This is a genomic window from Mesorhizobium sp. PAMC28654, from assembly GCF_020616515.1.
Classification (GTDB): Bacteria; Pseudomonadota; Alphaproteobacteria; order Rhizobiales; family Rhizobiaceae; genus Mesorhizobium.
Genome location: NZ_CP085135.1, coordinates 2,244,225 through 2,269,550 on the forward strand (window position 1 = coordinate 2,244,225; position 25,326 = coordinate 2,269,550).

Annotated in this window: 24 protein-coding genes; 11 read left to right on the top strand and 13 right to left on the bottom strand. The window is 62.6% G+C overall.

Translation table 11 applies throughout. The annotated features are described in order from the left end of the window. Nucleotides 1–18: 18 nt before the first annotated feature. The 6 genes from LGH82_RS11395 to LGH82_RS11420 all read right to left on the bottom strand — a co-directional run bounded on the left by LGH82_RS11395 (nucleotide 19) and on the right by LGH82_RS11420 (nucleotide 6,053). Nucleotides 19–1,104, bottom strand: coding sequence for an ABC transporter ATP-binding protein (locus LGH82_RS11395; protein ID WP_227348580.1), 1,086 nt, complete (start codon nucleotides 1,102–1,104; stop codon nucleotides 19–21). After that, a complete protein-coding gene (locus tag LGH82_RS11400) occupies nucleotides 1,094–1,702 on the bottom strand; it encodes a helix-turn-helix domain-containing protein (protein WP_227348581.1) in 609 nt (202 codons plus the stop codon). The genes LGH82_RS11395 and LGH82_RS11400 overlap by 11 nt, the downstream gene beginning before the upstream one ends. A gap of 166 nt (nucleotides 1,703–1,868) precedes the next feature. After that, on the bottom strand, nucleotides 1,869–2,939 hold the full coding sequence (locus tag LGH82_RS11405; protein WP_227348582.1) for an ABC transporter substrate-binding protein: 1,071 nt from the start codon (nucleotides 2,937–2,939) through the stop codon (nucleotides 1,869–1,871). Then, nucleotides 2,924–3,799: an ABC transporter permease gene (locus tag LGH82_RS11410; RefSeq protein ID WP_227348583.1), complete on the bottom strand. Its 876-nt coding sequence runs from the start codon at nucleotides 3,797–3,799 to the stop codon at nucleotides 2,924–2,926. The genes LGH82_RS11405 and LGH82_RS11410 overlap by 16 nt, the downstream gene beginning before the upstream one ends. Further along, nucleotides 3,796–4,680: an ABC transporter permease gene (locus LGH82_RS11415; RefSeq protein ID WP_227348584.1), complete on the bottom strand. Its 885-nt coding sequence runs from the start codon at nucleotides 4,678–4,680 to the stop codon at nucleotides 3,796–3,798. The genes LGH82_RS11410 and LGH82_RS11415 overlap by 4 nt, the downstream gene beginning before the upstream one ends. An 89-nt stretch (nucleotides 4,681–4,769) precedes the next feature. Then, nucleotides 4,770–6,053: an NAD(P)/FAD-dependent oxidoreductase gene (locus LGH82_RS11420; protein WP_227348585.1), complete on the bottom strand. Its 1,284-nt coding sequence runs from the start codon at nucleotides 6,051–6,053 to the stop codon at nucleotides 4,770–4,772. Nucleotides 6,054–6,301: 248 nt separating this feature from the next. On the opposite strand from LGH82_RS11420, the gene LGH82_RS11425 reads away from it, so the two are divergent. The 5 genes from LGH82_RS11425 to LGH82_RS11445 all read left to right on the top strand — a co-directional run bounded on the left by LGH82_RS11425 (nucleotide 6,302) and on the right by LGH82_RS11445 (nucleotide 12,292). Then, the gene (locus tag LGH82_RS11425; protein ID WP_227348586.1) at nucleotides 6,302–7,459 is read left to right on the top strand and encodes a fumarylacetoacetate hydrolase family protein; all 1,158 of its coding nucleotides are present in this window, start codon (nucleotides 6,302–6,304) and stop codon (nucleotides 7,457–7,459) included. Nucleotides 7,460–7,730: 271 nt separating this feature from the next. Next, on the top strand, nucleotides 7,731–8,498 hold the full coding sequence (locus LGH82_RS11430) for an SDR family NAD(P)-dependent oxidoreductase (RefSeq protein WP_227348587.1): 768 nt from the start codon (nucleotides 7,731–7,733) through the stop codon (nucleotides 8,496–8,498). Nucleotides 8,499–8,575: 77 nt separating this feature from the next. After that, nucleotides 8,576–9,646: a sugar ABC transporter substrate-binding protein gene (locus LGH82_RS11435; RefSeq protein ID WP_227348588.1), complete on the top strand. Its 1,071-nt coding sequence runs from the start codon at nucleotides 8,576–8,578 to the stop codon at nucleotides 9,644–9,646. A gap of 67 nt (nucleotides 9,647–9,713) precedes the next feature. Then, on the top strand, nucleotides 9,714–11,258 hold the full coding sequence (locus LGH82_RS11440; protein ID WP_227348589.1) for a sugar ABC transporter ATP-binding protein: 1,545 nt from the start codon (nucleotides 9,714–9,716) through the stop codon (nucleotides 11,256–11,258). After that, nucleotides 11,258–12,292, top strand: a complete 1,035-nt coding sequence (locus LGH82_RS11445; RefSeq protein WP_227348590.1) for an ABC transporter permease — start codon at nucleotides 11,258–11,260, stop codon at nucleotides 12,290–12,292. The genes LGH82_RS11440 and LGH82_RS11445 overlap by 1 nt, the downstream gene beginning before the upstream one ends. 11 nt (nucleotides 12,293–12,303) lie before the next feature. Here LGH82_RS11445 and LGH82_RS11450 read toward each other — a convergent pair whose 3' ends face one another. Beyond that, nucleotides 12,304–13,392, bottom strand: a complete 1,089-nt coding sequence (locus LGH82_RS11450) for a substrate-binding domain-containing protein (protein WP_319799933.1) — start codon at nucleotides 13,390–13,392, stop codon at nucleotides 12,304–12,306. Nucleotides 13,393–13,524: 132 nt separating this feature from the next. Between LGH82_RS11450 and LGH82_RS11455 the strand changes: the two genes are divergently transcribed. Further along, nucleotides 13,525–14,643, top strand: a complete 1,119-nt coding sequence (locus LGH82_RS11455) for a mandelate racemase/muconate lactonizing enzyme family protein (protein WP_227348591.1) — start codon at nucleotides 13,525–13,527, stop codon at nucleotides 14,641–14,643. Between the two features lie 104 nt (nucleotides 14,644–14,747). On the opposite strand, the gene LGH82_RS11460 is transcribed toward LGH82_RS11455, so the two are convergent. From LGH82_RS11460 to LGH82_RS11485, 6 genes are all read right to left on the bottom strand, one after another. Further along, nucleotides 14,748–16,253, bottom strand: a complete 1,506-nt coding sequence (locus LGH82_RS11460) for an ATP-binding cassette domain-containing protein (protein WP_227348592.1) — start codon at nucleotides 16,251–16,253, stop codon at nucleotides 14,748–14,750. After that, nucleotides 16,250–17,302, bottom strand: a complete 1,053-nt coding sequence (locus LGH82_RS11465; RefSeq protein WP_227348593.1) for an ABC transporter permease — start codon at nucleotides 17,300–17,302, stop codon at nucleotides 16,250–16,252. Before LGH82_RS11465 ends, LGH82_RS11460 begins: the two co-directional genes overlap by 4 nt. A gap of 68 nt (nucleotides 17,303–17,370) precedes the next feature. After that, complete coding sequence (locus LGH82_RS11470; RefSeq protein WP_227348594.1) at nucleotides 17,371–18,480, bottom strand: sugar ABC transporter substrate-binding protein; 1,110 nt, start codon at nucleotides 18,478–18,480, stop codon at nucleotides 17,371–17,373. A 39-nt stretch (nucleotides 18,481–18,519) separates the two neighbouring features. Continuing rightward, on the bottom strand, nucleotides 18,520–19,659 hold the full coding sequence (locus LGH82_RS11475) for a mandelate racemase/muconate lactonizing enzyme family protein (RefSeq protein WP_227348595.1): 1,140 nt from the start codon (nucleotides 19,657–19,659) through the stop codon (nucleotides 18,520–18,522). Between the two features lie 11 nt (nucleotides 19,660–19,670). Beyond that, a complete protein-coding gene (locus tag LGH82_RS11480; RefSeq protein ID WP_227348596.1) occupies nucleotides 19,671–20,549 on the bottom strand; it encodes an SMP-30/gluconolactonase/LRE family protein in 879 nt (292 codons plus the stop codon). Between the two features lie 13 nt (nucleotides 20,550–20,562). After that, the gene (locus LGH82_RS11485; protein ID WP_227348597.1) at nucleotides 20,563–21,312 is read right to left on the bottom strand and encodes an SDR family NAD(P)-dependent oxidoreductase; all 750 of its coding nucleotides are present in this window, start codon (nucleotides 21,310–21,312) and stop codon (nucleotides 20,563–20,565) included. Between the two features lie 471 nt (nucleotides 21,313–21,783). Between LGH82_RS11485 and LGH82_RS11490 the strand changes: the two genes are divergently transcribed. Genes LGH82_RS11490 through LGH82_RS11510 form a run of 5 tightly spaced genes read left to right on the top strand, consistent with a single transcriptional unit; the run spans nucleotide 21,784 to nucleotide 25,326 of the window. Then, entirely contained in the window at nucleotides 21,784–22,866 is a 1,083-nt protein-coding gene (locus LGH82_RS11490) for a tartrate dehydrogenase (RefSeq protein WP_227348598.1), read from the top strand. Then, nucleotides 22,859–23,728 (top strand): amidohydrolase family protein, encoded by an 870-nt coding sequence (locus LGH82_RS11495; RefSeq protein ID WP_227348599.1) that lies wholly within the window; start codon nucleotides 22,859–22,861, stop codon nucleotides 23,726–23,728. Before LGH82_RS11490 ends, LGH82_RS11495 begins: the two co-directional genes overlap by 8 nt. Nucleotides 23,729–23,737: 9 nt before the next feature. Then, nucleotides 23,738–24,217, top strand: coding sequence for a VOC family protein (locus LGH82_RS11500; RefSeq protein WP_227348600.1), 480 nt, complete (start codon nucleotides 23,738–23,740; stop codon nucleotides 24,215–24,217). Next, complete coding sequence (locus tag LGH82_RS11505; RefSeq protein ID WP_227348601.1) at nucleotides 24,214–24,546, top strand: EthD domain-containing protein; 333 nt, start codon at nucleotides 24,214–24,216, stop codon at nucleotides 24,544–24,546. Before LGH82_RS11500 ends, LGH82_RS11505 begins: the two co-directional genes overlap by 4 nt. A 12-nt stretch (nucleotides 24,547–24,558) precedes the next feature. Next, nucleotides 24,559–25,326 (top strand): SDR family NAD(P)-dependent oxidoreductase, encoded by a 768-nt coding sequence (locus LGH82_RS11510; protein ID WP_227348602.1) that lies wholly within the window; start codon nucleotides 24,559–24,561, stop codon nucleotides 25,324–25,326.

Here is a 25,326-nt window from a genome sequence, read left to right on the forward strand (position 1 = left end):
TGGAAATGGATGGGCAGTTTATGCGGAGAGCATAGGGCAGTTAGCGCCACGGCGCAGGCTGATATGCGCCACGTCGCCGGCGCTGAATTGAAAACCTTCGGCCTGGCGCGGTGCGTCGATCACCAACGGCATACCTTGCCCCAGTTCGGCATGAAGGCGCAATGTGCGGCCGTGAAAGACGACGCTGTTGACGCGCGCCGGTGCGGTGCCGGTCGAGGCTTCGGTGGCCGCCAGCAAATCCTCGGGACGCACGCCGATGGTCCGCACTTCGCCTTCGCCCGGCGACTGGCCCGTGTCCGAGACGGCTTCCAGCGGCAGTGCGCCAGCGGCGAAACGCAAGCGATAGCCGTCGCGGCCGACAAAACGTGACTGCAGCAGGTTCATCGTGCCGATGAAGCTGGCGACGAATTTGGTCGCGGGCCGGTCATAGAGCGTGGCCGGCGGCGCGATCTGCTCGATGCGCCCCTTGTTCATGACGACGATGCGGTCGGAGATCGACAGCGCTTCCGTCTGGTCGTGGGTAACCATGACGAAGGTGGTGCCTAGTCGGGATTGCAACCGCTTCAGCTCGACCTGCATCTGTTCGCGCAGATGCGCGTCGAGAGCCGACAGCGGTTCGTCAAGCAAAAGCACACGCGGCTCGCAAACGATGGCGCGGGCGAGCGCCACGCGCTGACGCTGGCCGCCCGATAGCTCGGACACGCGGGCGCCGATCTTGTCGGCAAGGCCGACCATCTCGAGGGCCTCGCCAACGCGCTTTACCTGTTCGCCGCCGGAGAGTTTTCGCAACGACAGGCCGAAACCGACATTTTCGGTGACGTTCATGTGCGGAAACAGCGCATAGTCCTGGAACACGGTGTTGACCGGCCGGTCGAAGGGCCGGAGCGCGGTAATGTCGCGTCCCTCGAGCAGCACCTTGCCGCTCGACGGGCTTTCGAACCCGGCGATGACCCGCAGGCTGGTGGTCTTGCCGCAGCCGGATGGCCCCAACAGGGTCAGGAATTCGCCTCGGACGATGTCGAGATCGACGGCGTCGAGGCCGACAATGCCGCCGGGGAAAAGCTTCGAGACCGCCTGGAGCCGGACGAGAGGATCAGGCGCCATCGCGAACCTCGGAAGGTTTTGTTGTGTTGACCCACAGGATCTGGCAACGCTCGGTGCCCGGGTTGCGGAAGGCGTGCAAAAGCGTGCTCTTGAAGGCAAAGCTGTCGCCGGTTTTCAGCACGTATTTCGTGGAATCGACAATCAGCTCGACCTCGCCCGACAGGACGAAGCCGAATTCATGACCGGCATGGGCATAGGCTTCGGCAGTGCCGCCACTCGCTTCCACCGTCACCAGCATCCCGGTCAGCGTAGCGCCTGGCGGTGACAGCAGCGCCTTGGCGATGCCTTCCGACTTCACCGGGATCGAGCGACGGCTGTTGGCGCGCACGCAATAGAGATCGTTGACGGCGTCATTACCGTCGGTGATCAGCGCCGACGGTTCGACGTCGAGGGCCGCGGCGAGCGGCCAGATCACCTTGACGCGCAGCGAGGACATGCCGCGCTCGATCTGGCTGAGCGCGCCGATCGACACGCCGGCTTTTGCCGCAAGATCAGCCAGCGACAGCTTGCGCTCCAGCCGCAGCGCCCGCACGCGCCGACCGACCCGCACATCGGCATCGTCCTTTGGCTTTTCAGCGGGTTCGTCCAGAACATCCATCAAGTCGTGGCCTCGTTTGCCGCATCCGCACTCTTACAAAAACTTACGCTGCCCCTCACCCTTACCTTCTCCCCCGTCACTATACGGGGAGAAGGTGCCGGCAGGTGGATGAGGGGCGGCGCAAACTTCAGCAATTAGTCGTCTCCAGTACCATTCAAGCTGAAGCTCACCCGCCAGCCTTCACCTTTTCAAACATCTTCGCCACGTCGTCATTCTGTTTCATCGGTCCGGTGAAGATGGTGCTCTTCAGCATTACCTCCGGATCAGACGGCAGCTGCAGCTTCTCCAGTTCATCCTTCGGCACGCCCGCGAAAGCGGTGCTGAGCGAGCTGCCATAGCCATAAGATTCGATCAGGAATTTGCCCGAGTCGGCATCCAGCCGGCTGTTGATGAAGTCATAGGCGAGGTCAACGTTCTTTGCATCCTTGAGCATGACGAAGCCGCAGGCCCAGGTCAGCATGCCTTCCTTCGGTTTCATGAACTCTACGGGAACGCCTTGCTTCTTGAGCGATGTCGCCGACGCGTTCCAGGTCATGGCGGCGACCAGTTGGCCGCTGGCCAGCGCCTGCTCCACCGAGGTCATGTCGGTGGTGTAGTTGGAGAGCAGCGGACGCTGCTCGCGCAACTTTGCCGCAACCTTGTCCATCTGCTCGGGCGTCATGTCGAAGGGATTGACGCCAGCGAGCAGCGCCGCGACGATCGGCGTGTCATGCACGGCGTCGATGGTCGCCATGCGGCCGGCATATTGCTTGTCCCACAGAAGGTTCCAGCTCGCCTCGGGGTTCTTCACCAGATCGGTGCGGTAGAGGATCGAGGTGTTGCCCCAGTCCCACGGCACCATCCAGACCTTGCCATCGCCGGCCTGCAGGTCGGGCAGGTTCTTGAAGACGGGGAAGATGGAATCCCAGTTCTTGATGCGCTTAGTGTCGATCGGCTGCAGCAGGCCTTCCTTGTTCCAGCGCGCCACCTTGTCGTAGCAGGGGTGCGCGATGTCAGGGCGGAAGCCGGCCTTGACCTTGGTGAAGGCGTCGTCGTCATCCCCGAAGATCGAGGCCTCGACGCCATCAGGGTGCGTGGCGAGGAAGCTCTTGTTGAAGTCGGGCAGTTCGTAGCCTGACCAGGTGAAATATTGCAGCTTGTCGCCGGCGAAAGCGACGGTCGATGAGAGTGCCAGCGCAAACGCTGTCAGCCCGGCGCAAACTGTCTTCGCGGAGATCGATTTCAAGTCGAATGCCATTGCAGTTCTCCTCTTTCGTTTTGTTTTGGTTGTGATGGGTCCAACGGTCTTGGTGCGGCCGCGGCCACGCCGCGATGGCGCAGGATTTCGGCAAGGCCGGCGATGATGAAGGACACGGCGAGGATCGACGTTCCCAACGCCATGACGGTCGGCAGCGATTTGGGGAAGCGCAGTTGGCTCCAGATGTAGAGCGGCAGGGTCGGCTCGGTGCCGGCAAGGAAAAAGACGACGATGAATTCGTCGAAGGAGATCAGGAAGGCCAGCATGAAGGCTGAGATGATGGCCGGCAGGCTGAGCGGCAGCATGACCCGCCGGAACGTCGTCCAATCGGAAGCCCCGAGATCGAGGGCCGCCTCGCGAATGGTCTTGGGGATAGCGGCGAAGCGGCTGCGCATGATCACCACCGTCGTCGGCAGCGCCACAAGGATGTGGCCGAGAACGATGGCGATCCGCGATGGCCCGAGACCGATCAGGTTGATGAGGATCAGCAGGGAGATGCCGACGATGACGCCGGGGATCAGGATCGGCAGCCTGGCAATGGCGCTGATAGTGGCGGACAGGGACGAGCGGCCATAGAGATCCATGTAGGAGACGGTGATGCCGCACAGCGTCGCACCCGTGCCGGCCACCGCACCGATGATCAGGCTGTTCAAGAGCGCGCCCGAGAGCGCCGGGTTGCCGAACAAGGTCGCGTACCACTGAAGAGTGAAGCCCTGCAGCGGAAACGCGGCCTGAATGGAATCATTGAAGGAAAACAATGGGATCAGCGCCACCGGCAGATACAGGAAGACAAGATAGGCGAGCACATAGAGGCCAAGCCAGCGGCCGCTTTTGTTTGCATCCGCGCGTCCGGCACTCATGTGCGGCTGCCAAATCTGCGGTCGGCACCGCGCGCGACCAGAACCACGCAGAGGATGACCAGCATGACGCAGACCGAAAGCGCGGCGCCAAACGGCCAGTCATTGGCCTTGCCGAACTGCGACTGGATCAGCGTGCCGATCATGGTGCTGGCCGGGCCGCCGACAAGCGCCGGCGTGACATAGTCGCCAACAGTCGGCACGAAGACGACGAGGGCCGCCGCCAGCACGCCGGGCATCGAATTCGGCAGGACGACCCGGCGGAAGCTGGTGAAGGGTCTTGCACCAAGATCGGAAGCAGCCTCGAGCAGCGATTTCGGGATCGTCTCCAGCGCCACATAGATCGGCAGGATGGCGAAGGGCGCGTAGGCATGCGCGAGGGTGACGACCACGGCCGCCGGCGTGTTGAGGAAGGCCAGCGTCGGTTCCGACCAGACGCCGCTTTCGATCAGCGCCGAGTTCAGCACGCCATTGTAGGCGAGCACGATCTTCCAGGCGAAGACGCGCAGCAGATAGCTGGTCCAGAACGGCAGCGTCACCAGGAACAGCAGCAGGCCGCGCCGCCGCCCGGCATGGAAAGCGAGATAATAGGCGACGGGATAGGCGGTAACGACCGTTGCCAGCGTCACCAGGCCCGCGATGATCAACGAGCGCAACGTCACCGTCCAGTATAGCGGGTCGGACACCACTGTGACGAAGTTGGCCACGCTGAAGCCAACGCCCAGCAGCGACCCGTCATTGTTGCGGAAGGCAAGGAACAGCACGAGGCCGAGGGCAAACAGGATCAGCAGGAAGGTGACCAACGCGCCGGGTAGCGACATGCCAAGCCGGAACCCCGAAGAGGATCGGGATGATGGCGGCGCTGCTACAACAATGGTCGACATCGACCTGCCCGTCGGAATTTTGAAATTTCCTAAAAATTTTTCATATTAATGAAACTGTCAAGCTTATTCATGAACGACCGGAATAAGCCTTAGCGCTCAAGCGCATCCAGCGTCCGATACCAGGCGATCGTGGCGGCAACGCCAATCTGCCGGAAGGCGTGGAACGGGATCGGACGGATCGGTGAGACCGGGAACGGCAGTTGCCGGACATCGCCGCTCGACAGGTAGCCTGCAATGCACTTGCCAAGCGCGGTCATCAGCCCCACGCCCCGCCCCTGGCAACCGACCGCGGCCAGCAGGCCTGGCTCCGGCTCATGGATGTGCGGAAGATGGTCGGGCGTCATCGCCACGCGACCAAACCATCGCTTCTCGATGGCAACGCCGGACAGTACCGGATAGAGACGCCGCAGCGCACGCTCGAGATGCGTCCAGTCGGCGGAGCTTGTCGGCAACGCCATGCGCCCACGACCGCCCAGAACCAGCCGCCCATCAGCACTTTTGCGGTAATACACAAGGATGCGCCGCGAGTCCGAGACAGCCTGTCCCTCCGGCAGGATAGCGCCGGCGAGACTGGACGAAAGCGGCGCCGTGGCGATCTGGAAGGAATGCAGCGGAACGATCGTTTCGGCGAGGCCTGGAATGAGGCTGTCGGTGTAAGCGTTCGTTGCAACGACAACGAATTTCGCCTGCAGTGTTACGCCGTTTTCCGTCTCAACCCGCCAGCTTCCGCCACTTCTGGAGAGACCCACCGCCTTTTGGCGGGCAGCAATTTCCACACCCGAGGCAAGCGCGACCCGCGCCAGTTCCGACGTGTAGGCGAGCGGATCGATGACGCCGGCGCGACGATCGAGCCAGCCGCCGAGATAGCCTTTCGCACCGGTCATGGCCACGACTTCCGCCTTGCTCAGCAGTTTGGCATCGGCGCCCCGCGCCCGCCATTGCCGATCCCTGTTCGCTGCCGCCTTCAGCGCCACTTCGGTATGCGCCGCCTGGATCCAGCCTTTGCGAACGAAGGGCACCGTGAGCTGTTCGTCGCGGATCAGATCGAAGACGCTATCCGCTGTCGACGCGGCAAAGCTGATGAGCGCTTCGCCGCGTTCAGCGCCAAAATGCTCCAGCAGCCATTCAGGATCGTATTTGAGGCCAGGGATGACTTGCCCGCCATTCAGGCCAGACGCACCCTGCCCGATGTCGCCGGCATCCAGCACCTGTACAACAAGGCCAAGTCGAGCGGCATGCAAAGCCGTTGAAAGGCCCATGATACCGGCCCCGACAACGACGACATCGACGTGTTTTCCCGCCGAGACCAGCGGCTGGAGGGATATGGCAGCATGCGGCCTCTGCCAGATAGGATCCGAAAACGGAGCGGACAAGACTTCCTCCGGGCACCTTCAGAAAATGAAAATCCTAGAAGCGATTTCATTTTTTTGAAAGGTGATTTCACCCCGTATTGCAGACTGGCCCAACGGTTCTGTGCGGTGTCGCGTGCGGCAGCACATGAGACCTCGATTCTTCATCGACCAGGACGGGTAGACCTTTGGCCGGAATTTGTTGAAAGTGCCGCGCCGCCGGCCAGACAACAATAATGTCCAGGCGGATAAGACGGGGAGGACCGCGAGCCATGACGAACGCTATGCACTTGCCAACTGACGGCCTCTTTGTTGGCCGCGCCAGGACAGGCGATGCGCCGCATCCGCTCGTGGTCACGGTGCGCGACGGCGTGGTCTTCGACATCACGTCGGCCACGGCGCCAACCGTTCGCGATATCTGCGAGATGCCCGACCCTGCCGGACACGTCAGGTCGGCCAAAGGCAAGCCGATCGGTTTGCTCGATGCAGTCGCCGCCAACAGTTTCCAGTCCACGCGCGACCCGGCAAAGCCATACCTGCTCTCGCCGGTCGACCTGCAGGCCGTGAAGGCATCGGGCGTCACCTTCGTCGTCAGCCTTCTCGAACGGGTCATCGAGGAACAGGCACGCGGTTCGGCCGAGAAAGCCGACGCCATCCGCGCCGACATTGCCGGGCTGATCGGCCATGACCTGTCGAAGCTGAAGCCTGGTTCACCAGAGGCGATGGAGATCAAGGCCAAGCTGATCGCGCGCGGCGCCTGGTCGCAATATCTGGAAGTGGGCATCGGGCCTGACGCCGAGATCTTCACAAAATGCCAGCCGATGGCCTCGGTGGGTTTCGGCGCCGATGTCGGCCTGCACCCGGTGTCGACCTGGAACAATCCGGAGCCCGAGATCGCCATGATCGCCGCCAGCAGCGGCAAGATCGTCGGCGCGACCATCGGCAATGACGTCAATCTGCGTGACGTCGAGGGGCGCTCGGCACTGCTGCTCGGCAAGGCCAAGGACAACAACGCCTCGGCGTCGCTTGGCCCCTTCATCCGCCTGTTCGACGATACATTTTCCATCGATGACGTGAAGGACGCCGTCGTCCGCCTGAAGGTCGAGGGCGAGGACGGTTTCTCGCTGGAAGGCGCAAGCTCGATGGCCGAGATCAGCCGTTCGCCGGAAGAACTGGTTGCCGCCGCCATGGGCCCGCATCACCAATACCCGGACGGGCTGGCGCTCTATCTCGGCACCATGTTCGTGCCGTCCAAGGATCGCGGCGAAAAGGGCGGGGGGTTCACCCACAAGGTCGGCGACATCGTCACCATCTCGTCGGAGAAGTTCGGCGCGCTGGTCAACCGCGTGCGGCTGTCACCCGATTGCCCGCACTGGACCTATGGCGCGAGCCATCTCATGCGCGACCTTGCCAAGGCCAATCTTATCTAGCCACAAGTCCGAAACACGGCACAGCCGGCGCTTGTGGCGGCGGCCGACCGGTTTCCGCATTCAGCGTGTGTTGTGGAAACGATATAAACCGCCACGCCACCTCTTTGTCGCCATAAGCTCATTAAATTCAAATAATTATACGAACCCCGATCTGCCAGAGTGATTCAGAGGCGGCCGCCTTGACACAAGTATTGGAAACGATATTATTTTTGACCAAATGCGATGGCATGACACGCGGTGTCAGCCTCGCAGGTGTCAGGGAGGAACTGGCATGCGGGGGCTCAAAGGCAAGGTCGCGGCGATCACCGGTGCTGGCTCGGGGATCGGCCGTGCAGCCGCTCTGCGGCTTGGCGAGGAAGGCTGCAAGGTCGCTGTCCTCGACTGGAACGGGGACAGCGCCAAGGCGACCGCCGAGCACATCCAAAAGGCTGGTGGCGAGGCCATCGCCATCAAGACCGACGTCAGCAATGAAACGCAGGTCGAAGCCGCGTTTGCCCAGATCGTCAAGACATTCAGCCGTCTCGATATTCTCGTTTCCAACGCCGGCATCTTTTCGGGCGAACGCGATGGCAAGGTGGACGGGTTGCCCAAGGCCGTCTGGGACGAGATCGTCGGCGTCAACCTGACCGGCATGTACCTGACCTGCAAGCATGGTGTCGCCGCCATCAAGGCCACCGCCGGCAAGGGCGCGGTGGTGCTCACAGGCTCGCCGACCGGCATGTCCGGTTGCACGCCCGCCAATGTCGCCTACGGCTCCAGCAAGGGCGGCGTCCACGGACTGTCGCGCGTAATGGCTGTCGACCATGCTCCCGAAGGCATCCGCGTCAATGTCGTGGTGCCCGGCTTCACCCTGACGCCCATCGTGCGCGAACTCGTCGCCGACCCCAAGGTCTACGAGTGGCAAGTGCAGAACATACCGCTCAAGCGCGGCGCCGAGCCGGAAGAAATCGCCGGAGCCGTGGCGTTCCTGGCGTCGGACGACGCCTCCTACATGACGGGCTCGTTCATGTTTGTCGATGGTGGCCTGACCGCCATCTGAGCGACCGGAATTCCGGGCGCCTTGGCGCCCGACCGCGCAGTGCAACCATAACAACGACAATCAGGGAGGAACGCTCAATGGCCGTCAACAAGACCAGACCGAAACTCGTACTCGGCGCCATCGCGCTTGCGCTCGGCATGTCGACCGCTCATGCTGAAGACATCACCATAGGTTTCGTCGCCCATGCGCAGGGCGATCCTTTCGTGCAGCAGATCCAGGACGGCGCGCAGGCCGCCGCCACGGATCTCGGCGTCAAGCTCGTCGTCGCCCAACAGGCAGGCGGAGCGCCCGAAGGCCAGTTGAAGCTGGTGCAGAACTTCGCCAATTCCGGCGCGCAAGGCATCGCCACCTCGGTGCCAGGCGAGTCGATGGCCAAGGGCCTCAATGAGATCATCGGCGGCGGCGTGCCGATCGTTCAGTTCAACCTGCTGTCGACCGCGGTCAATGCTCCCTATGTCGGTGAGAAATCCGTCGAAAGCGGCCGTATCCTGGGGCGGATGGTGGTCGACAAACTTGGCGGCGCCGGCGCCAAGGGCACGGTCATTCTGGGCAACTGCTTCCCCGGCTTCCCGGTTCTGGAGAACCGCGCCAAGGGCGTCGAGGAATCGCTGAAGAAGGCGCCTGGCCTGAAGGTGCTCGGTCCGTTCGACGTCAAGGTTTCCGCCGTCGACAACTACAACCGCTGGGAACAGCTTTATGGCGCCAATCCTGAAGCCGTGGCGCTGATCGGACTGTGCGCGCCGGACGTCACCAGCCTCGGCAAGCTGAACGCCGCCAATGGCGACAAGTTTGTCGCCGGCGGCTATGACCTGACGGAACTCAACCTCAAGGCGGTCAAGGAAGGCCATGCCTATGTGACGATCGGCCAGAGTGCCTTCGTCCAAGGTTATCTGCCCGTCGCACTGCTGGTCAATGCGATCAAGGGCGGCAAGAAGCTCAGCCCCGGTTTCTACAATGCCGGCTCGCAGATCGTCACGGCCGACAAGGTCGATATGGGCAACGGCTTGCCGGCTGTCTCATTCGATGAGGCGCAGAAGCTGGCGGCCGACCCGGCAGCGACGGCAGCCTATTACAAGGCCTGGACCAAGACACTCACCGCCGACATGCTCTCGGCGACGCCAAAGCCGATCTCCGCGGAATCCGAGTGACTGCTTCCGCAATCCGTTTCAAGATCAGGGGCGATCGCAGGATCGCCCCTGATTTCGTGGGAAGATCATGTCCGGTCCGCCGATGATTTCCGTGCGCAATCTTGCCAAGCGCTATGGCGGCGTTGTCGCGCTCCAGGATATGAGCCTGAGCGTCGAGCGGGGCACGATCCACGCCGTCGTGGGCGAAAATGGCGCCGGCAAATCGACGTTGATGAAGGTGCTTGCCGGCGTCGTACGGCCCGATAGCGGCGCCATCGAGCTCGATGGCCACGCAGTGACCATCGACAGCCCCAACGCCGCGCGGCAGCACGGCATTGGCATGGTCTATCAGGAACTCAGCCTGTTTCCCGAGCGGTCCGTGCTGGCCAATCTGTTCGTCAACCGCGAGCCGGTGCACAACGGCCTGATCTCCAAACGAGAGATGGAAGCCCGCAGCCGCGACCTGCTTCGGCAGCTTGGCCTGCACGTCGACGTGCACGCGCCGGTCAGCCGCCTCAGCATTGGCGAGCGGCAGCTCGTCGAACTCACTCGCGTGCTGCTCGAGCACCCCCGTCTGCTGATCCTTGACGAGCCGAATTCCGCACTCAACCAGCGCGAGACAGAGCGGCTGTTCACGGTGCTGAAGGGGCTGCGCGCCAACGGCATCAACATGCTCTACGTGTCGCATCGGCTGGAGGAGGTTTTCGCCATTTCCGACCGTGTTACCATCACCCGCAACGGGCGCGATGTGCTGACGAAGGATCGTTCAGCGCTGACGATACCCGAAGTCATCGAGGGCATGATCGGCCAGCAGCGCGAGGCATTGTTCCCACCTCCCCTGCCGTCGACGGTCGGTGCGACACTGCCGCAGATGACGGTGAAGGGCCTTGCGGGCGGCAGGCTTGCGAATGTCAGCTTCACCGCGCGTTCCGGCGAGATCGTCGGGTTGGCCGGGCTTGAAGGGTCCGGCGTCGCGGATCTTCTCGACATGCTGTTCGGCTTGCGCAAGGCGCGCGGCGGCGAGGTGCGCTTTCCCGACGGCAGCGGCCTGCCCAGGAGCGCGACCGAAGCAGCACGGCGCAATGTCTGCCTGGTTCCATCCGACCGCCGCCGCAACGGGCTGATGTTGGACAAATCCATCCTGTTCAACATTTCCAACGTGGTCGTCGGCGCGCGCGACTGGGGCACGCCCTGGTATTCGCCCAAAACCGCGCTCAGCCGCGCCAACCGTCAGATCGACGCGCTGCGTATCAAGGGCCTGCCGCACGCACTGGCGAACTCGCTGTCGGGCGGCAACCAGCAGAAGGTCGTCATCGGCAAATGGCTGGAGATCGGGCCGCAGGTCTTCCTGCTCGATGATCCGACGCGTGGCGTCGATATCGGCGCCAAGCGTGAGATCTACACGCTGATCCGCGAGATGTCGGCCAATGGCGGCATCGTGCTGTTCAGTTCGACCGAACTGCCCGAATTGATCGGGCTCTGCGACCGCATCCTGGTCATTTATCAAGGCCGGCTCGCCGGCGAGGTTTCTGGAGCCGAGATGAACAGCCAGACGGTCCTGCATCTGACCAATACCGGCGAAATGCCGGGTGCGGGCCGCAAGAAGCAAGCACGCCAGGGGGACATGGCCTGATGAGCAAGACCGATCTCATTCCACCGCTCGCCGGATCGGCGGCCCACCCTGCCCGGCGCGGCTTTCGCATTCCCGAGGAGATCGGCGTCATCATCGCGCTGGTCGGGATGATGGCGATCATCGGCTTTGCCCGGCCGCGCTTCCTCAATCCGATCAACCTGTTTTCGCTGCTGGGCAACACAACCTTCCTCGGCATGCTGGCTATCGGCATGGTGTTCCTGCTCGCCATCCGCGAGATTGATCTTTCGGTCGGCTGGATGTTCAACTTCTCCGCGGTCTTCGCGGCACTGCTGATGGTCGCGGGCATCGACCCCTGGCTTGCCGCCTTTGCCGGGGTGCTGTTCGGCGCCGGCCTCGGCCTGATCAACGGGCTGATCGCGGTGACGTTGCGCCTGCCCGCCATCATCGTGACGCTGGGCACCTACTCCATGTTCCAGGGCCTGTCGCTGGTGGTGAACAAGGGACGCGCGATCGTGCCGGCGGACCAGAGCAGCAGCTTCTTCTCGGTGATCTCCGACAAGCTCTTCGGCGTCGTGCCGGTGGCCGCACTGGTGTTCATCGCACTGGCGCTCGCCATGCACATCGTGCTTCATCGCACCCGCTTCGGCTATCGCGTGCAGGCGGTGGGCAGCAACCCCGAGGCCGCCGCCCATGCCGGCATTCCGACTGCGTTGGTGCGGCTGCAGACACTGGTGCTGATGGGCGCCATCTGCGGGCTTTCGGGCGTGATGTATGTCGGTTTCCGCGGCGCCATCGATCCCAATGAAGGCAGTGATTTCGTGCTCGTGGTGATTGCCGCGGTGATCATCGGCGGCACTCCGCTGTCCGGCGGTCATGGCACGATCATCGGCGCGGTGATCGGCATGATGATCATCCAAGTGATCTCGAGCGGGCTGATCTTCTTCGGCATCGACGCGACATGGAGCACATTCGTCACCGGCGCCGTGACCGTGCTGGCCGTGTCGCTGGACCGGCTGATCAAGTTCCAGCGCACAAGGCGCATCGAGCGCAGCAAGGAAAATTTCCACGCCTGAGGCAGGCTGACCTATCGCCTCGGAACAGGCAGGCAGGATCCGCCCATGATCAGTTGCGTCGGGAATGAGATGCGTTGCGCCGGACGATCGCTGTGGCCGCCGAGCCGCTCCAGCAGAAGCTGCGCGGCGGTGCGGCCGATTTCTTCCACGGGCCGGTCTATGAGCGTGATCGGTCCTGGATAAAGCAATGCGACGTCCGACCGGTCGCAACCGATCAGCGAAATGTCCTGAGGCACGGATACGCCCTGCTGCTGGATGGCGCGCAACACGCCGACCAGGATGCGGTTGCCGGCGGCGATGATGGCGGTCGGCCGTTCCGGCATCTGGAGCAAGGCTGTCGCCTCGCGGAAACCGAAATCCACCGAAAGGCTTTGCGAACGGATCAGATCTTCCGGCACCGGCAAGCCACTGCGCTGGAACGCTTCGACGAAGCCGCGCACGCGCTCACGGCCGGGGCGGATGTCGCTGCCGGCGGTGATGATGGCGATGCGGCAATGTCCGAGTTCGATCAGGTAGCTCGTCGCCTGCCGCAGTCCGGTGGCATGCTCGGTCAGCACGGCGTCGATATCGAGCGGGATGTCACGGTCGAGCAGTACCGAGGGAACGCGCAATTCCTTCAGGCGCTTGATGGTACGGGCATCCTGTTCGTTGTTGATGGTCATGATCATGCCGTCGGCGCGGCCGTGCTGCAGCATGTCGATGGCCGCCGCCTCCTCGGTCGCGCGGCCATTGGTGCTCATCAGATAGAGTGAATAGCCGCGCTGGCGCATTTCCGCGTCCACCGCCTTGAAGCAGCTAGCATGCCAGGGATTGGCGATATCGTCGATGACGAAGCCGACAGTCATGGTATTGCGGCGGCGCATGTTCTGCGCACGCGAATCGGGCTGGAAACCGAGCTGCTGGATCGCCGCGCGCACCTTGCCAAGCGTACCCGGCCTCACGGTCTCAGGCGCGTTCAAACTCCGTGAAACGGTTCCGACAGAGACGCCGGAAACACGCGCCACATCCCGTATTGTCGCCGGCTTGTCCATGCCCTTCCTCACGCAGCCCCCTTGTCGACCCCTTTGGGCCAGACGTCGCATCAAGCCGCCGAAACTCATATAAAACCGGAGTCTAGCGTGTCCGATGCCATTCGGGCAAGGAGATTAGCGGCGCGCCGGCACTTGACCTCGCGAGAGCGGCTGGACTATTCTGGAAACGTTTCTATTTCTATTCCAACATCAGAGTTCATCATGGTCGCACAGCTGAAGATCGAACGCATAGAATGCGTGCCGCTTTGCATGCCCCTGCCCCGCACGTTCCGGGGCAGCAATTATTTCATGACCCACCGCTGCACGATCATCACCCGCATCTACACCTCGCAGGGAATCGTTGGCGAGGTCTACAATGGCGACGAGTTCGAAACCCAGGCCGAAGTCGTCAGGATCATCCTGGACGAAATCCAGCCGCTGCTGATCGGCAAGGACGCCTTCAACATCGAAGGCTGCTGGGAAGCGATGCGCAAGCCGAGCTACAATATCCTGCGCGACCGCAAGCTTGCCATGTGCGCGCAGGCCTGCGTCGACAGCGCGCTGTGGGACACGGTCGGCAAGGCGCTGGACATGCCGCTATACAAGCTCTGGGGCGGCTACAAGGACAAGCTTCCGGTCATCTGCATCGCCGGATATTACGAAGAAAACAAGACCTTGGCCGATTTCGGCCGCGAGATGGAGCAGATCCGCGCCAGCGGCTACGCCGGCTGCAAATTCAAGGTCGGTGGCCGCACGCCCAAGGAAGATGCCGAGCGCGTGCGGGCCGCGCGCAGTGCGGTGGGCGACGACTTCACACTGCTGGTCGACGCCAACCAGGGCTGGAACCTGGCGGAAGCCGTCGCGTTTTCGCGCCTTGCCGCGGACCTCAACATCCGCTGGTTCGAGGAGCCGGTGCGCTGGTACAATGACCGACTCGACATGGCGGCGGCCCGCAACCAGACCGGCATTCCGATTGCCGCCGGGCAGAGCGAAATCAGCCGCGCCGGCTGCCGCGACCTGATGATGTCGGGCGCCATAGACGTCTGCAATTTCGACGCCAGTTGGGGTGGTGGGCCGACGGAGTGGCGTCGCGTCGCAGCACTCGCCTCCTGCTTCACCGTGGAAATGGGTCATCATGAGGAGCCGCAGATATCCGCCCACCTGCTGGCTTCGATTCCGAATGGCACATATTTGGAAACGTTTCATCCGGATCGCGACCCGATGTTCTACGCACTCGTCGCCAACCGGTCGAAATTCGACAATGGCACCTATGACGTGCCGCAAGGCGCCGGCTTCGGCCTCGTGCTCGATCAGGCCACGATCAGCAAATATCGCGTGTAGGCAGCGCTCCGGCGTGGGGCAGCGTTGCAATCGGTGACTGATCGGGATGAACACCCGGGGATTTCCTGTTGCGGAAACCGATTTCCAGGTTTCCGCATCATTCCCTACGCGGCCGTGCCCATGCGGCTTTCCTGCTCGAGGCGCGTGATGTCGGTCGCCAGTTGCTCGACCTGTGCGTAATCGGCGATCCGCAGCGAAGGCGCCATGGCACCGTCCGCCACGACATGCACCCGATCGGCAGCCTCGTAGACCTCCAGCACTTCGGTGCAGAAGATCACCACCGTGTTGCCCTGGTCGGCATAGTCGCGCAGCAGGCGATAGATCTCGGCCTTGCTGTGGATGTCGACGCCGCGTGTCGGCTCTTCAAGCAGCAGCAGCTTCGGGGCGCAGTGCAGCGCCTGCGCGATCGCGACCTTCTGCTGGTTGCCGCCCGACAGCGAGCGGATTGGCTGTGTCGTCGTTTCTGTCTTGACCAGGAAGCGCGACACCGCCGCCTTGGCCAACGATTTCATTTGCCGGGTCTTCAACATGAAGCCCGCGCCGGCAATCTGTGGATACCCCAGCCGCACCAACAGGTTTTCACCAACGGAAAAATTGCTGTAGAGGCTGAGTTGACGCGTCGCCGGCACATAGGCCGTCAGCGTGTCGAGTGCCGACGATCCCGACATCGCGCCGATCTGGATCGATCCCGTGCACTTCTCAAGCCCGGCCAACGAGCGCAGCAATTCACGCGCGCCCGAACCTTCGACGCCGATCAAGGCGATGATCTCGCCCGGCCGACCTTCGAAAGCAATATCTGAAAATGCCGTCCGATGCGTCCAGCCGTCAGTCTGAAAAAGCGGCGGGCCGCCGGCAAAGCCATTGCCGCGATCGCGGACCGCCAGGGCCGAGCTTGCGGCGCTCTCCGTGACCAGTTGCCTTGCTATGGCATCCTCGGTCAGAGCTTCCCCTTCCAGAATGACGCGCACCTTGCCGTCACGCACCACCGCGACACGATTGCAATGCGCCACGAAGTCGGCGAGGCGATGCGTAACCAGGACGACGATGCGCCCCGATGCCGCCAGCTTGTGGATTTCCCGGAACAGTTCATCGGATTCTTCGGCGGTCAAAGCCGAATTCGGCTCGTCGAACAGGAACACCTTGGAATCCCGTGCCACGGCGCGGGCGATTTCGGTGCGCTGTTGCGTCGCCAACGAGCAATCCTCCAGCGCCTTGTCCTTGAGGTGCCCGATGCCAAGCGCGTCCATGACCGCTGCGTCGGCGGCGCCGAGCGTAGGATGCCTGTTGCCACTGCCCTCGCGGCCAACCATGACGTTTTCGGCCACGGTGAGGTTTGGGAAGAGCTGCGGTTCCTGGTGTACGACGGCGACGGCCTGCCATTCATCGACCGGCGACCAGGGGCGGCCGTCGAAGGTGAGCTTGCCAAGGGTCGGCCGCTCCTCGCCCGCGATCATGCGCACCAGCGTCGACTTGCCGGCGCCGTTGGGTCCGGCGACGCCGAGGACTTCTCCCGGCCTAAGATCCAGATCGACGCCCGCCAATGCCAATGTCGCGCCATAGGCCTTGGCCACGCCCCGAAGCGAAATGCCGCGTTCCAGGACAGGGGTCATGACGAGCGGCTCTTGCGCAGCTTGGTCAGGAACAGGTCCAACGCCACCGCGCCAATTGTCACCGCGCCGAGGAAAATCTGCTGGACATAGGCGCCGGGCGACAGGATGGAGAGGCCGAGTTGCAGTTCCGCCAAAAGCAGGGCGCCGCCCAGCGTTCCGATAACGGTGCCCTTGCCGCCGGAAAGGCTGGCGCCACCGATGATCACCGCGGCAAAGACGGGAAATGTCGCTGACAATCCGGTGTTGGGCTGGCTGGTCTGGATGAAGGAGAAATCGAGCACGCCCGCAACCGCGGCCAGCACGCCGCAAAGCACGAAAGCCATCACCTTGTAGCTGCGCACCGGCAACCGGGCCAGCGACGCCGCGATCGGATTGCCACCGATGGCCATCAGCCGGAAGCCAAACAGCGATCGATGGAGAAGCAGTCCGATGACAACAGCGATGGCGATCATCCAGATCACTTCGATCGAGAGCTGGAAAGAACCGACGCTTTGCGTGAGGCCGACGAAGAAGTCGAGCTCGCCCTTGGGCACGGTCTTTCCGGCCGGAGGATAGGCGGGGTTGAAGGTTCCTGTGTTCGAGACCCACAACGTGACACCATACAACAGGTTGTAACTGCCAAGCGTGACAATAAACGACGGGATCTTGAGTTGCGTCACCAGCACGCCGTTGAAGAGACCGACAAGGGCGCCAACGAGAATGGCCAGCGGCATCGCGAAATACACAGGTATGCCGTGAACGATCCACATCACAGCCAGGCAGTTGATGGCCAGCCCGTATATCGCGCCAAACGACAGGTCGATCTCGCCAACCACGATCACCAGCGTCAACCCAAGCGCCATGATGGCGACCGAGCTCATGGAGCGCAGAACCGAGCCGGCCATGTTGAGATTGGCGACGTTCGGATTGATGGCAATGAAAATGAGCGCGACGACAACAATGGCGGCAAACAGCCCTCCGAGCCGCAAGGCGACGTCGATCGTTGCCTTGCCGGCCACGGACATTGACGGGCGCGGCGCGGCGGACTGCGTGGTTTCGGTGTTGGTCATCGCATCCTCATGGCAGAAAAAGCAGAAGGCGAGCCGCGGGTCGCGCGGCTCGCCTTATCCTATAGACCTTACTGGCCCATCGTGCGGTTCAGTTCCTCGCGGGCCTTTGCGACGCCATCCTTCAGGACCGCCTTCAGTGTCTGTGTATTGGGCAGGATTTCACCGTTCTTCAGGAAGGCGGCACAGGCCACCGAACCGAAGCCAGCCTGATCGGGCCAGCGCTGATCGAGTTGCGCAACCTGGATACCCTTCTCGATGCCGTCGAGTTGGCCCAGCGACGAGTTCCAGCCGATCGTGAAGACCTTGCCGACAAGGCCAAGGCTTTCGATGGCACGGTCGGCATGCTCGGCGCCGATGTCGACGTTTTCGATGAACTGGACGTTCGGATTGGCGCTCAGGAACGAGCGATACGTGTCGTAGGTCTGGCCAGGTTCGTAGCTGGTGTTGAGGCCGTTGGCCTCGGTCGTAACGAAGGTCGCGTCGGGAATGGCAGCCTTGATCGTTTCGACGAAGCTCTTCATGCGGCCCTGGGCCCACTCAACCGTGGGATCGCCTCCCGAAACGGCGAAGACCTTTATATCGGTCTTGTTGTTCTCCTTGATCCACTTGAGCACCGTCTCGGCGGCATACTTGCCTTCCTGGAGAGGTATCTGCGTGAAACGGGTGAACTCATGACCGTTTGAAGGCACGCCCGAGGTGAAAACAGGGATGCCCATGTCCATCAGCTTGTTGGTGATGGCGGTCATGGAGTCGCCGCTGACGGGTTCGATTCCGATGCAATCGATCTCGCCCGCGGCAAGCTTTGCCTCGATCTGTGACACCTGCTGGTTGGGATCGTTCTGAACCGGCGCGATGGAGGCGCAGTTCATCGGGTAGATCGACTGCGCCATCTTGCAGCCCATATCGAAGCCTGCGGCGAATTGCGGCGAGAACAACGGAATGCCCGATGCCTGATAGGAAAACACGTAGTTGATCTTTTCGCCGGCCTTGACCTTGGCGGCGATGCGATCGGCCAGCTTGAAGGTTCCCCAGTCACGCTTGACCGTGAAAGGCGCGCCCTCGACCTTCTCGCCGGTCAAGGGAATCTGCGTGTCGACATTCTGCGCCGCTGCATAACCGGCGGAGAGCATGGTGCAACCAAGCGCCGCGGCCATTCCGTATTGTACGATTTTCCTCACGATTTTCCTCCCATTTTGAATTGAGCTTCTGCTTCTGGTCTAAAGTCTGCCGAGCACCTTTTCGCTACGATATCCCTCGACCACGTCTTCGATGACCTCGATTCCGAGGCCAGGCCCGGTCGGTGGGTAGACCCAGCCGTCGACATGCTCGAAAGGCTTGGTGACGAGGTCATGCTGCATCGGGTTGCGCAGCGGCTTGAACTCGAAAAGCTTGCACGCCGGCGAATTGAACGAGATGGCGAGGCTGGCGGCGGTGACTATGGCCGACGACCAGGCATGCGCGTTGGCCTGCCGGCGATAGAACTCGCAGCGTTCGGTCACCTTCTTGAAGCCGGTGATGCCTTCGGCGCGGCCAGGATCGACGCCGATGACATCGACCGTGCCGGTGGCCAGCACGCGCTCGAACTGCTCCAGCGTCCACTCCCGTTCGCCATAGGCGATGCGCGTGGTGGTCTTGGAGCGCAGGTTGGCGTAACCCTCCGGATCCCAGGCGCCCAACGGCTCCTCGATCCAGGCGAGGTCATACTCCTCCATCGCCTTGGCGCGACGCACGGCATCGGTGACGTCCCATTTGATGTTGATGCCGTTGTCGATCATCAGCATCTTGTCGCCGAGCACTTCGCGCATCGCCTTGACGTAGGCGACGTCGCGCTTGTGGTCGTAGCCGAGATTGGCGTTGCCGCGCTTGCCGAAACCGGTCTTCAGCCCCTGAAGTCCGGTGGAAACCCACTCCGCCGTTTCCTGCGCCATTTCCTCGATGGATTCGTAGTGGGCGTGGCACGACGCGATCGCCGGCAGCCGCTCATGCACGCAGCCGCCCAAAAGGTCGAGAACGCTACGGCCGAGCGCCTTGCCTTTCAGGTCCCAGAGCGCGATGTCGATCGCTGCCGTGGCATAGGAGGCGATGCCGCCATGATAGCCATACCACCAGGCCTGCTGCTTGTTCTGCCGCCACAACGCCTCGGTCTGCACAGGGTCCTTGCCGATCAGATTGGGCGCCATGCCCTCGATGATGGCCTTGGCGGCGAAATTCGCCTCCGGAAACTGGGTGATGGATTCACCCCAGCCAACCTGGCCGTCATCGGCGGTGATCTTGGCGAGGCACAGATGTCGCAGCGCGTTGAAGTCGTTCGGCTCAGGGTAGCTGACCGGAATCGCTTCGACCTTGGCAATCTTCATGATGGACTTTCCTAACCAATCGCGCCGCGAAACAACGGCATGCCTTCCACCCCGACATCGACTTCGACCAGCTGGCCGGTCATTGCCGCGCCGGAGGTGTCGAACGGCCCCATGTCGCAGACAAACAGCTTGCCGCCCTTGCCGAAGCAGCAATTGAGCAAAGTGCCGCCGACGTCGAGGAAGTGCAGGTGCTTGCCTTCCCTGGAGAGCACGTCGACGCCGCCCGAGGCGACCGTCGTGATCCACAGATTGCCGTCGACGTCGATCTTCAAGCCGTCGGGAATATGGCCCTCTGCAAGAGTGTGGATCACGGTCATGGTGCCGTCGGGCTTTCGCCTGACAACGCGCAGCGTGTAGGATTCCACCCACACGATCGAGCCGTCCGGCTCGGCGACGATGCCGTTGGGATAGACATAGTCCAGCTCTTCCAGAATCCTGGCGACGCCGTTCTGCTCGACGACGATGATGCGTCCCGGATGCGGCTTTTCGGCCTGGTTCCAGTCACCGGAATCCGTGAAATAGAGCCGGCCGTCCGGACCGAATGTCAGGTCGTTGGGACCGTCGAATTTCACGCCGTCGGCCTCGGTCACCAATATCTCGACCTTGCCGCCAGCTGATGTCTTCTGGATCGACGGCGGCCGGTGGACCGGGGCGATCCAGGTGCCGACATTCGGCGTCTGCGTCGAATAGACGGCGCCATCACTGCCAAGCATGCAAGCGTTTGGGCCGCCACCGACAAAGGCATAAGTGCCCTGCTTGTTGGTCTTCGGATCCCAGAACCCGATCTCGCTGGCATAGGTGTTGGCATAGATCACCCGCCCATCGTCAAGCTCGTAGGGACCTTCCGGATGCCCGAGTCCCCTGGCCCGCGTGATCATCGGCTTCTTCATGCTTGTCCTCCGTTCACCAGGTCACCAGGCCGCCAGTGAAATTAACCGCCTGCCCGGTCATGTAGGCTGCCTCGTCCGACAGCAGGAACCAGATGGCGCCGGCGCACTCATCGGCGCTTGCGGCGCGACCCAGCGGCACGGTGCGCGTGCGCGCCTCCTCGAGGGCCGCGATCTCCGTGCGGCGCAGCCTTGAGACACTGGCGAGCACGCTGTCCTGCATCGGCGTGTCGATGATGCCGGGGCAGATGGCATTGACCCGGACCGGGCGGGAGGCCAAGGCATAGGCGAAGGACCGGGTGATCGACAGGATCGTCGTCTTGGACGCGGCATAGGCGGCGACCTCGACGGTGGAGGCGAGCTTGGAGGAACTCGACGACAAATTGACGATGGCGCCGCCCGGCTTCAGCTTCGGCCCGATCGCCTGGCACAGGAAAAACACCGACTCGGCATTCACAGCCTGTACCTTGCGCCAGTCTTCCAGGGTGATGTCGAAGATCGACTTGACCATGATGATGCCGTGGGAATTGACCAGATAGTCGGCGCCGTCAGCGGCCTCCGCGAGCTTTGCGCGCCCGGCCGGATCGGCGAGATCCACGCTCTTGATCCGGCAATCGGCCCTGGCCAGATCGTCAAGCCTGGCCGCATCGATGTCGACCGCCAGCACGTCGACGCCCTCGCGCAGAAGGCGCAACGCAACCGCCTTGCCGATGCCGCTGCCGGCTCCGGTGACAATGGCGCGGCGGCTGCGCATCGGCGAACCCATCGTGCTCCCTGACTTCAAACATGCCAACGACCGCGGGGCGATGACCTTGCCGCATCGCGGCTGGTCGACGCTCGGCGCCGTCATGCTCCTCCGGGAGCCACGGCTCCCACTTCCCGATCAACTATATTGAAACGTTATTGTTTGATGCAAGCGATTTTTGGGATGACCACGCCGGCCACCGCCACGAGCCTGGCAAAGTACGGCTCCGTGCGCATTGTGCCACGGCACAGCGACGCGAAATTTCTCTTCGAAGACCCGTAGATTCAAGGCGCGGATACAAAATTCAATTGCCTCTCTCGCCAATTTTTGGCCTCAGGGGGAGGAAGCCATGCCTTTCTCCCCCACAATCGACGAATGGCCGCAAGGCCACTGGGCCCGCGCAAGACGCACTTGCAATGCTCATTCGGGCTGGCTATTAATTGAAACGATATTTTTCCTTGACCCCCAGACCGCACCAGAGAAGAGAAAACCATGCCTTCAGCGAAGATCGCGGTCATCGAAGGAGACGGTATCGGGAAGGAAGTCGTTCCGGAGGGTGTGAAAGTCGTCGAGGCGGCCGCGCGTGTCTTCGGCATCGATCTGACATGGGATCATCTCGACTGGGGCTGCGATCATCATGCCAGACTTGGCCGGATGATGCCGGAGAACGGGCTCGAGCGCATTGCCGGACATGATGCGATCTTTCTCGGCGCCATCGGCTGGCCGACCGTCTCCGATGTGCAATCGCTGTGGACGCTGCTGATGCCGATCCGGCGCAATTTCCAGCAATATGTAAATCTGCGGCCAGTGCGGCTCTTCAACGGCGTGCCCTCCCCGCTGGCAAGGCCGGGCACGATCGATTTCTACATCGTGCGCGAAAACAACGAGGGCGAGTATTCCGAGGTCGGCGGCCGCATGTTCCCCGGCACCGACCAGGAGATGGTCATCCAGGACACGGTGCTGACGCGCTTCGGCTGCGACCGGGTGATGAAGTTTGCCTTCGAGCTGGCGCGCAAGCGCAAACGCAGGCTGACCTCGGCGACGAAATCCAACGGTATCATCCACACGATGCCGTTCTGGGACGAACGGTTTCGTGCTGTCGCCGGCGATTTTCCCGATGTCGTCACCGAGCAATATCACATCGACATCCTGACCGCGCATTTCGTGCGCCGCCCGTCGAGCTTCGATGTCGTGGTGGCCAGCAATCTGTTCGGCGATATCCTCTCCGACCTCGGCCCGGCGGTAACCGGGACGATCGGCATCGCGCCATCAGCCAATCTCAACCCCGAGCGAAGGTTTCCGTCCATGTTCGAGCCGGTACACGGCTCCGCGCCTGACATCGCCGGCAAGAACATCGCCAACCCGATCGGCCAGATCTGGTCGGGCGCCATGATGCTGGAGCATCTCGGCGCCAAGGATGCGGCCGACGCGATTGTCGCGGCTATCGAGCGTGTGCTGGCTTCAGGCGAAAACCTGACGCCGGACATGGGTGGCAACGCATCGACAACCGCACTCGGCCAGGCGATCGCCGATGCGGTTTCGGCTCATCCCGTGGAGGCGCGCCGCCATGGCTGACATCCCCTTCGTCGACACGCATTTCCACCTGCACGACATGAAGCATCCGCAATTGCGCTATGGCTGGCTGGAGCCGGATGCTGTGCACGGTTTCCTGCCCGACACCGACCCGCTGAAATCGCAGCACTATTTCATCAAGGACTACATCGCCGAAATCCGCTTCGCCAACGTGCCCAAGGCCGTGCATGTGCAGGCGGCGGTCAACACGCCCGACCCAGTGGTCGAGACCGCGTGGCTGCAGGCCTTCGCAGACAAGACCGGCTATCCGCAAGGCATCGTGGCGGAATGCCACCTGGCACGTCCCGACGCGGCGCAGGTGCTCGACCGGCACCTGAAATTCGCCAATGTGCGCGGCATCCGCGATTTCGGCGATGGGCGCTATCTGATCGACCCGTCGTGGCGCCGCGGCTTTGCCGAACTCGGACCGCGCAACCTTGTTTCGTGCATCGACACCCGCGTCGAGCTTGCCGACGACATTCTCGACCTCGCGCGCAGCTTTCCCGAAACGCGGATCTGCATCGACCATTGCGCGGTCCCGATGGGACGCAATGCCGCGAGCTTCCAGCGCTGGCGGGCGGCGATGGATGTGATGGCCAAGTCCCCGAATGTCACGATGAAGGTATCCGGGCTCGGCATGGGTGATCCGCTTTGGACGGTGGATTCAATCCGTCCCTATGTGCTCGGCACCATCGATGCGTTCGGAACCGACCGCGTCGTCTTCGGCACCAACTGGCCGGTCGACCGCATGTTCAGTTCGTACCCGGACGTGATCAACGCCTATGCCGAGATCATTTCCGGATTTTCCAAGGCGGAACAGACGGCGATGTTCTCGGGCAATGCCGAGCGCCTGTTCAGGATATGAGGCTGCAACATGCCTGAAGCAATCGATGCAATCGAAGGTGTCCATCATATCGGGATGAGCGTCGCCAGCCTGCAGGCCGCGCTCGACTTCTGGGAGGGCTTTCTCGGCAGGCCGGCACGCTGGACCACGGTGCTCGACCGGCCCTATCTCAGCCGGGTCGTCGGCTATCCCGGGATTGCCATAAAGGCGGCGTTCGTGGACTTGCCGGGCGGCGGCGTGATCGAGTTGCTCGACTACCAGGCCGTCGAGCGCAGCGCCAATGACGACGCAACGGCCAACCCCGGCAATGTGCATCTCTGCCTGAAGGTTTCCGATGCCCGCGCGACGTGGCAGCGGGCCGTCAGTTGCGGCGCCCGGCCGATTTCGGCGGACGGCCCCGTCGCCATAGACGGTGGCCCCAATATCGGTGCGCAAGCGGCCTATCTGCGCATCCATGACGGCATTACGCTGGAGCTGTTCCAGCCCCCACCCAAGGCAGCCACGTCATGATCAAGCGCGTCAGTTTCCTCCGCCGCAAGGAAGGGCTCAGCAAGGAAGAGTTTTTTACCCACTGGACCGGCCCGCATGCCGATATTGTCAGCCAGTTGCCCGGCGTGCGCGGTCTGCGCTTCGGGCGAGTGCAGAGCTGGTCGCCGGAAGACGCTACCTGGGACGGTGTCGGCGAAGTCTGGTTCGACAGCATCGAGGACGCGCACAAGGCATTTGCCACCGAGCCGTTCCACTCGATGCTGGTGGAAGACCGGAAGAAATTCATGCGCGAGGCGCAATCGTGCTTCGTCACCGAACTGACGGTGATCGCGCCACCGTCGGAAGCCTAACAGGAGGATCCCATGGCGTTCAACATCGGCTCCGGCCTCGAAGGAAAAAGCGTTCTCGTCACCGGCGGCACGGGCGGCATCGGCCGCGAGGTGTGCTTGGCCTTCGCGGCGGCCGGTTCTCGCGTCGCGGTGGTCGACATCGACCAGGGCCGTGTCGACACGCTGGTGGCGGAAATGGAAGGCGGACCGCATCTGGCGATCGCCCATGACCTACGGCCGGTCGGCGGCCATGCCGAGTTGATCGCGAAGGTGGTTGGAGTGTTCGGCAAACTTGACGTGCTTGTGCAGACGGCGGCGGTGCTGATCCGCAGGGCGAGCGTCTTTGATGTCAGTGAAGCCGACTGGGATATCCAGCACGACGTCAACCTCAAGGCCTCGTTCTTCCTGTGCCAGGCTGTTGCCCGCACCATGAAGGAGCAGGGCACGGGCGGCCGGATAATCAACTTCACCTCGCAGGGCTGGATGAGCGGCGGCTTCGGAGGATCCGTTGCCTATGCGGCGACCAAGGGCGGCATCGTCTCGATGACGCGAGGGCTGGCGCGCTCGCTCGCCAAGGACAAGATCACCGTCAACGCGGTGTCGCCTGGCGCGGCGGACACGGCGATGATGCGTTCGGGCATGGACGATGCGGCACTGGCCGGCACCATCGCGCAGATACCGCTTGGCTACATGGCGGCGCCTTCCGAACTCGCGGGCTCCGTGCTGTTCCTCGCGTCCAACCACGCCAGTTACATCACCGGCGCCACCATCAATGTCAGCGGCGGCTGGCTGATGTACTAG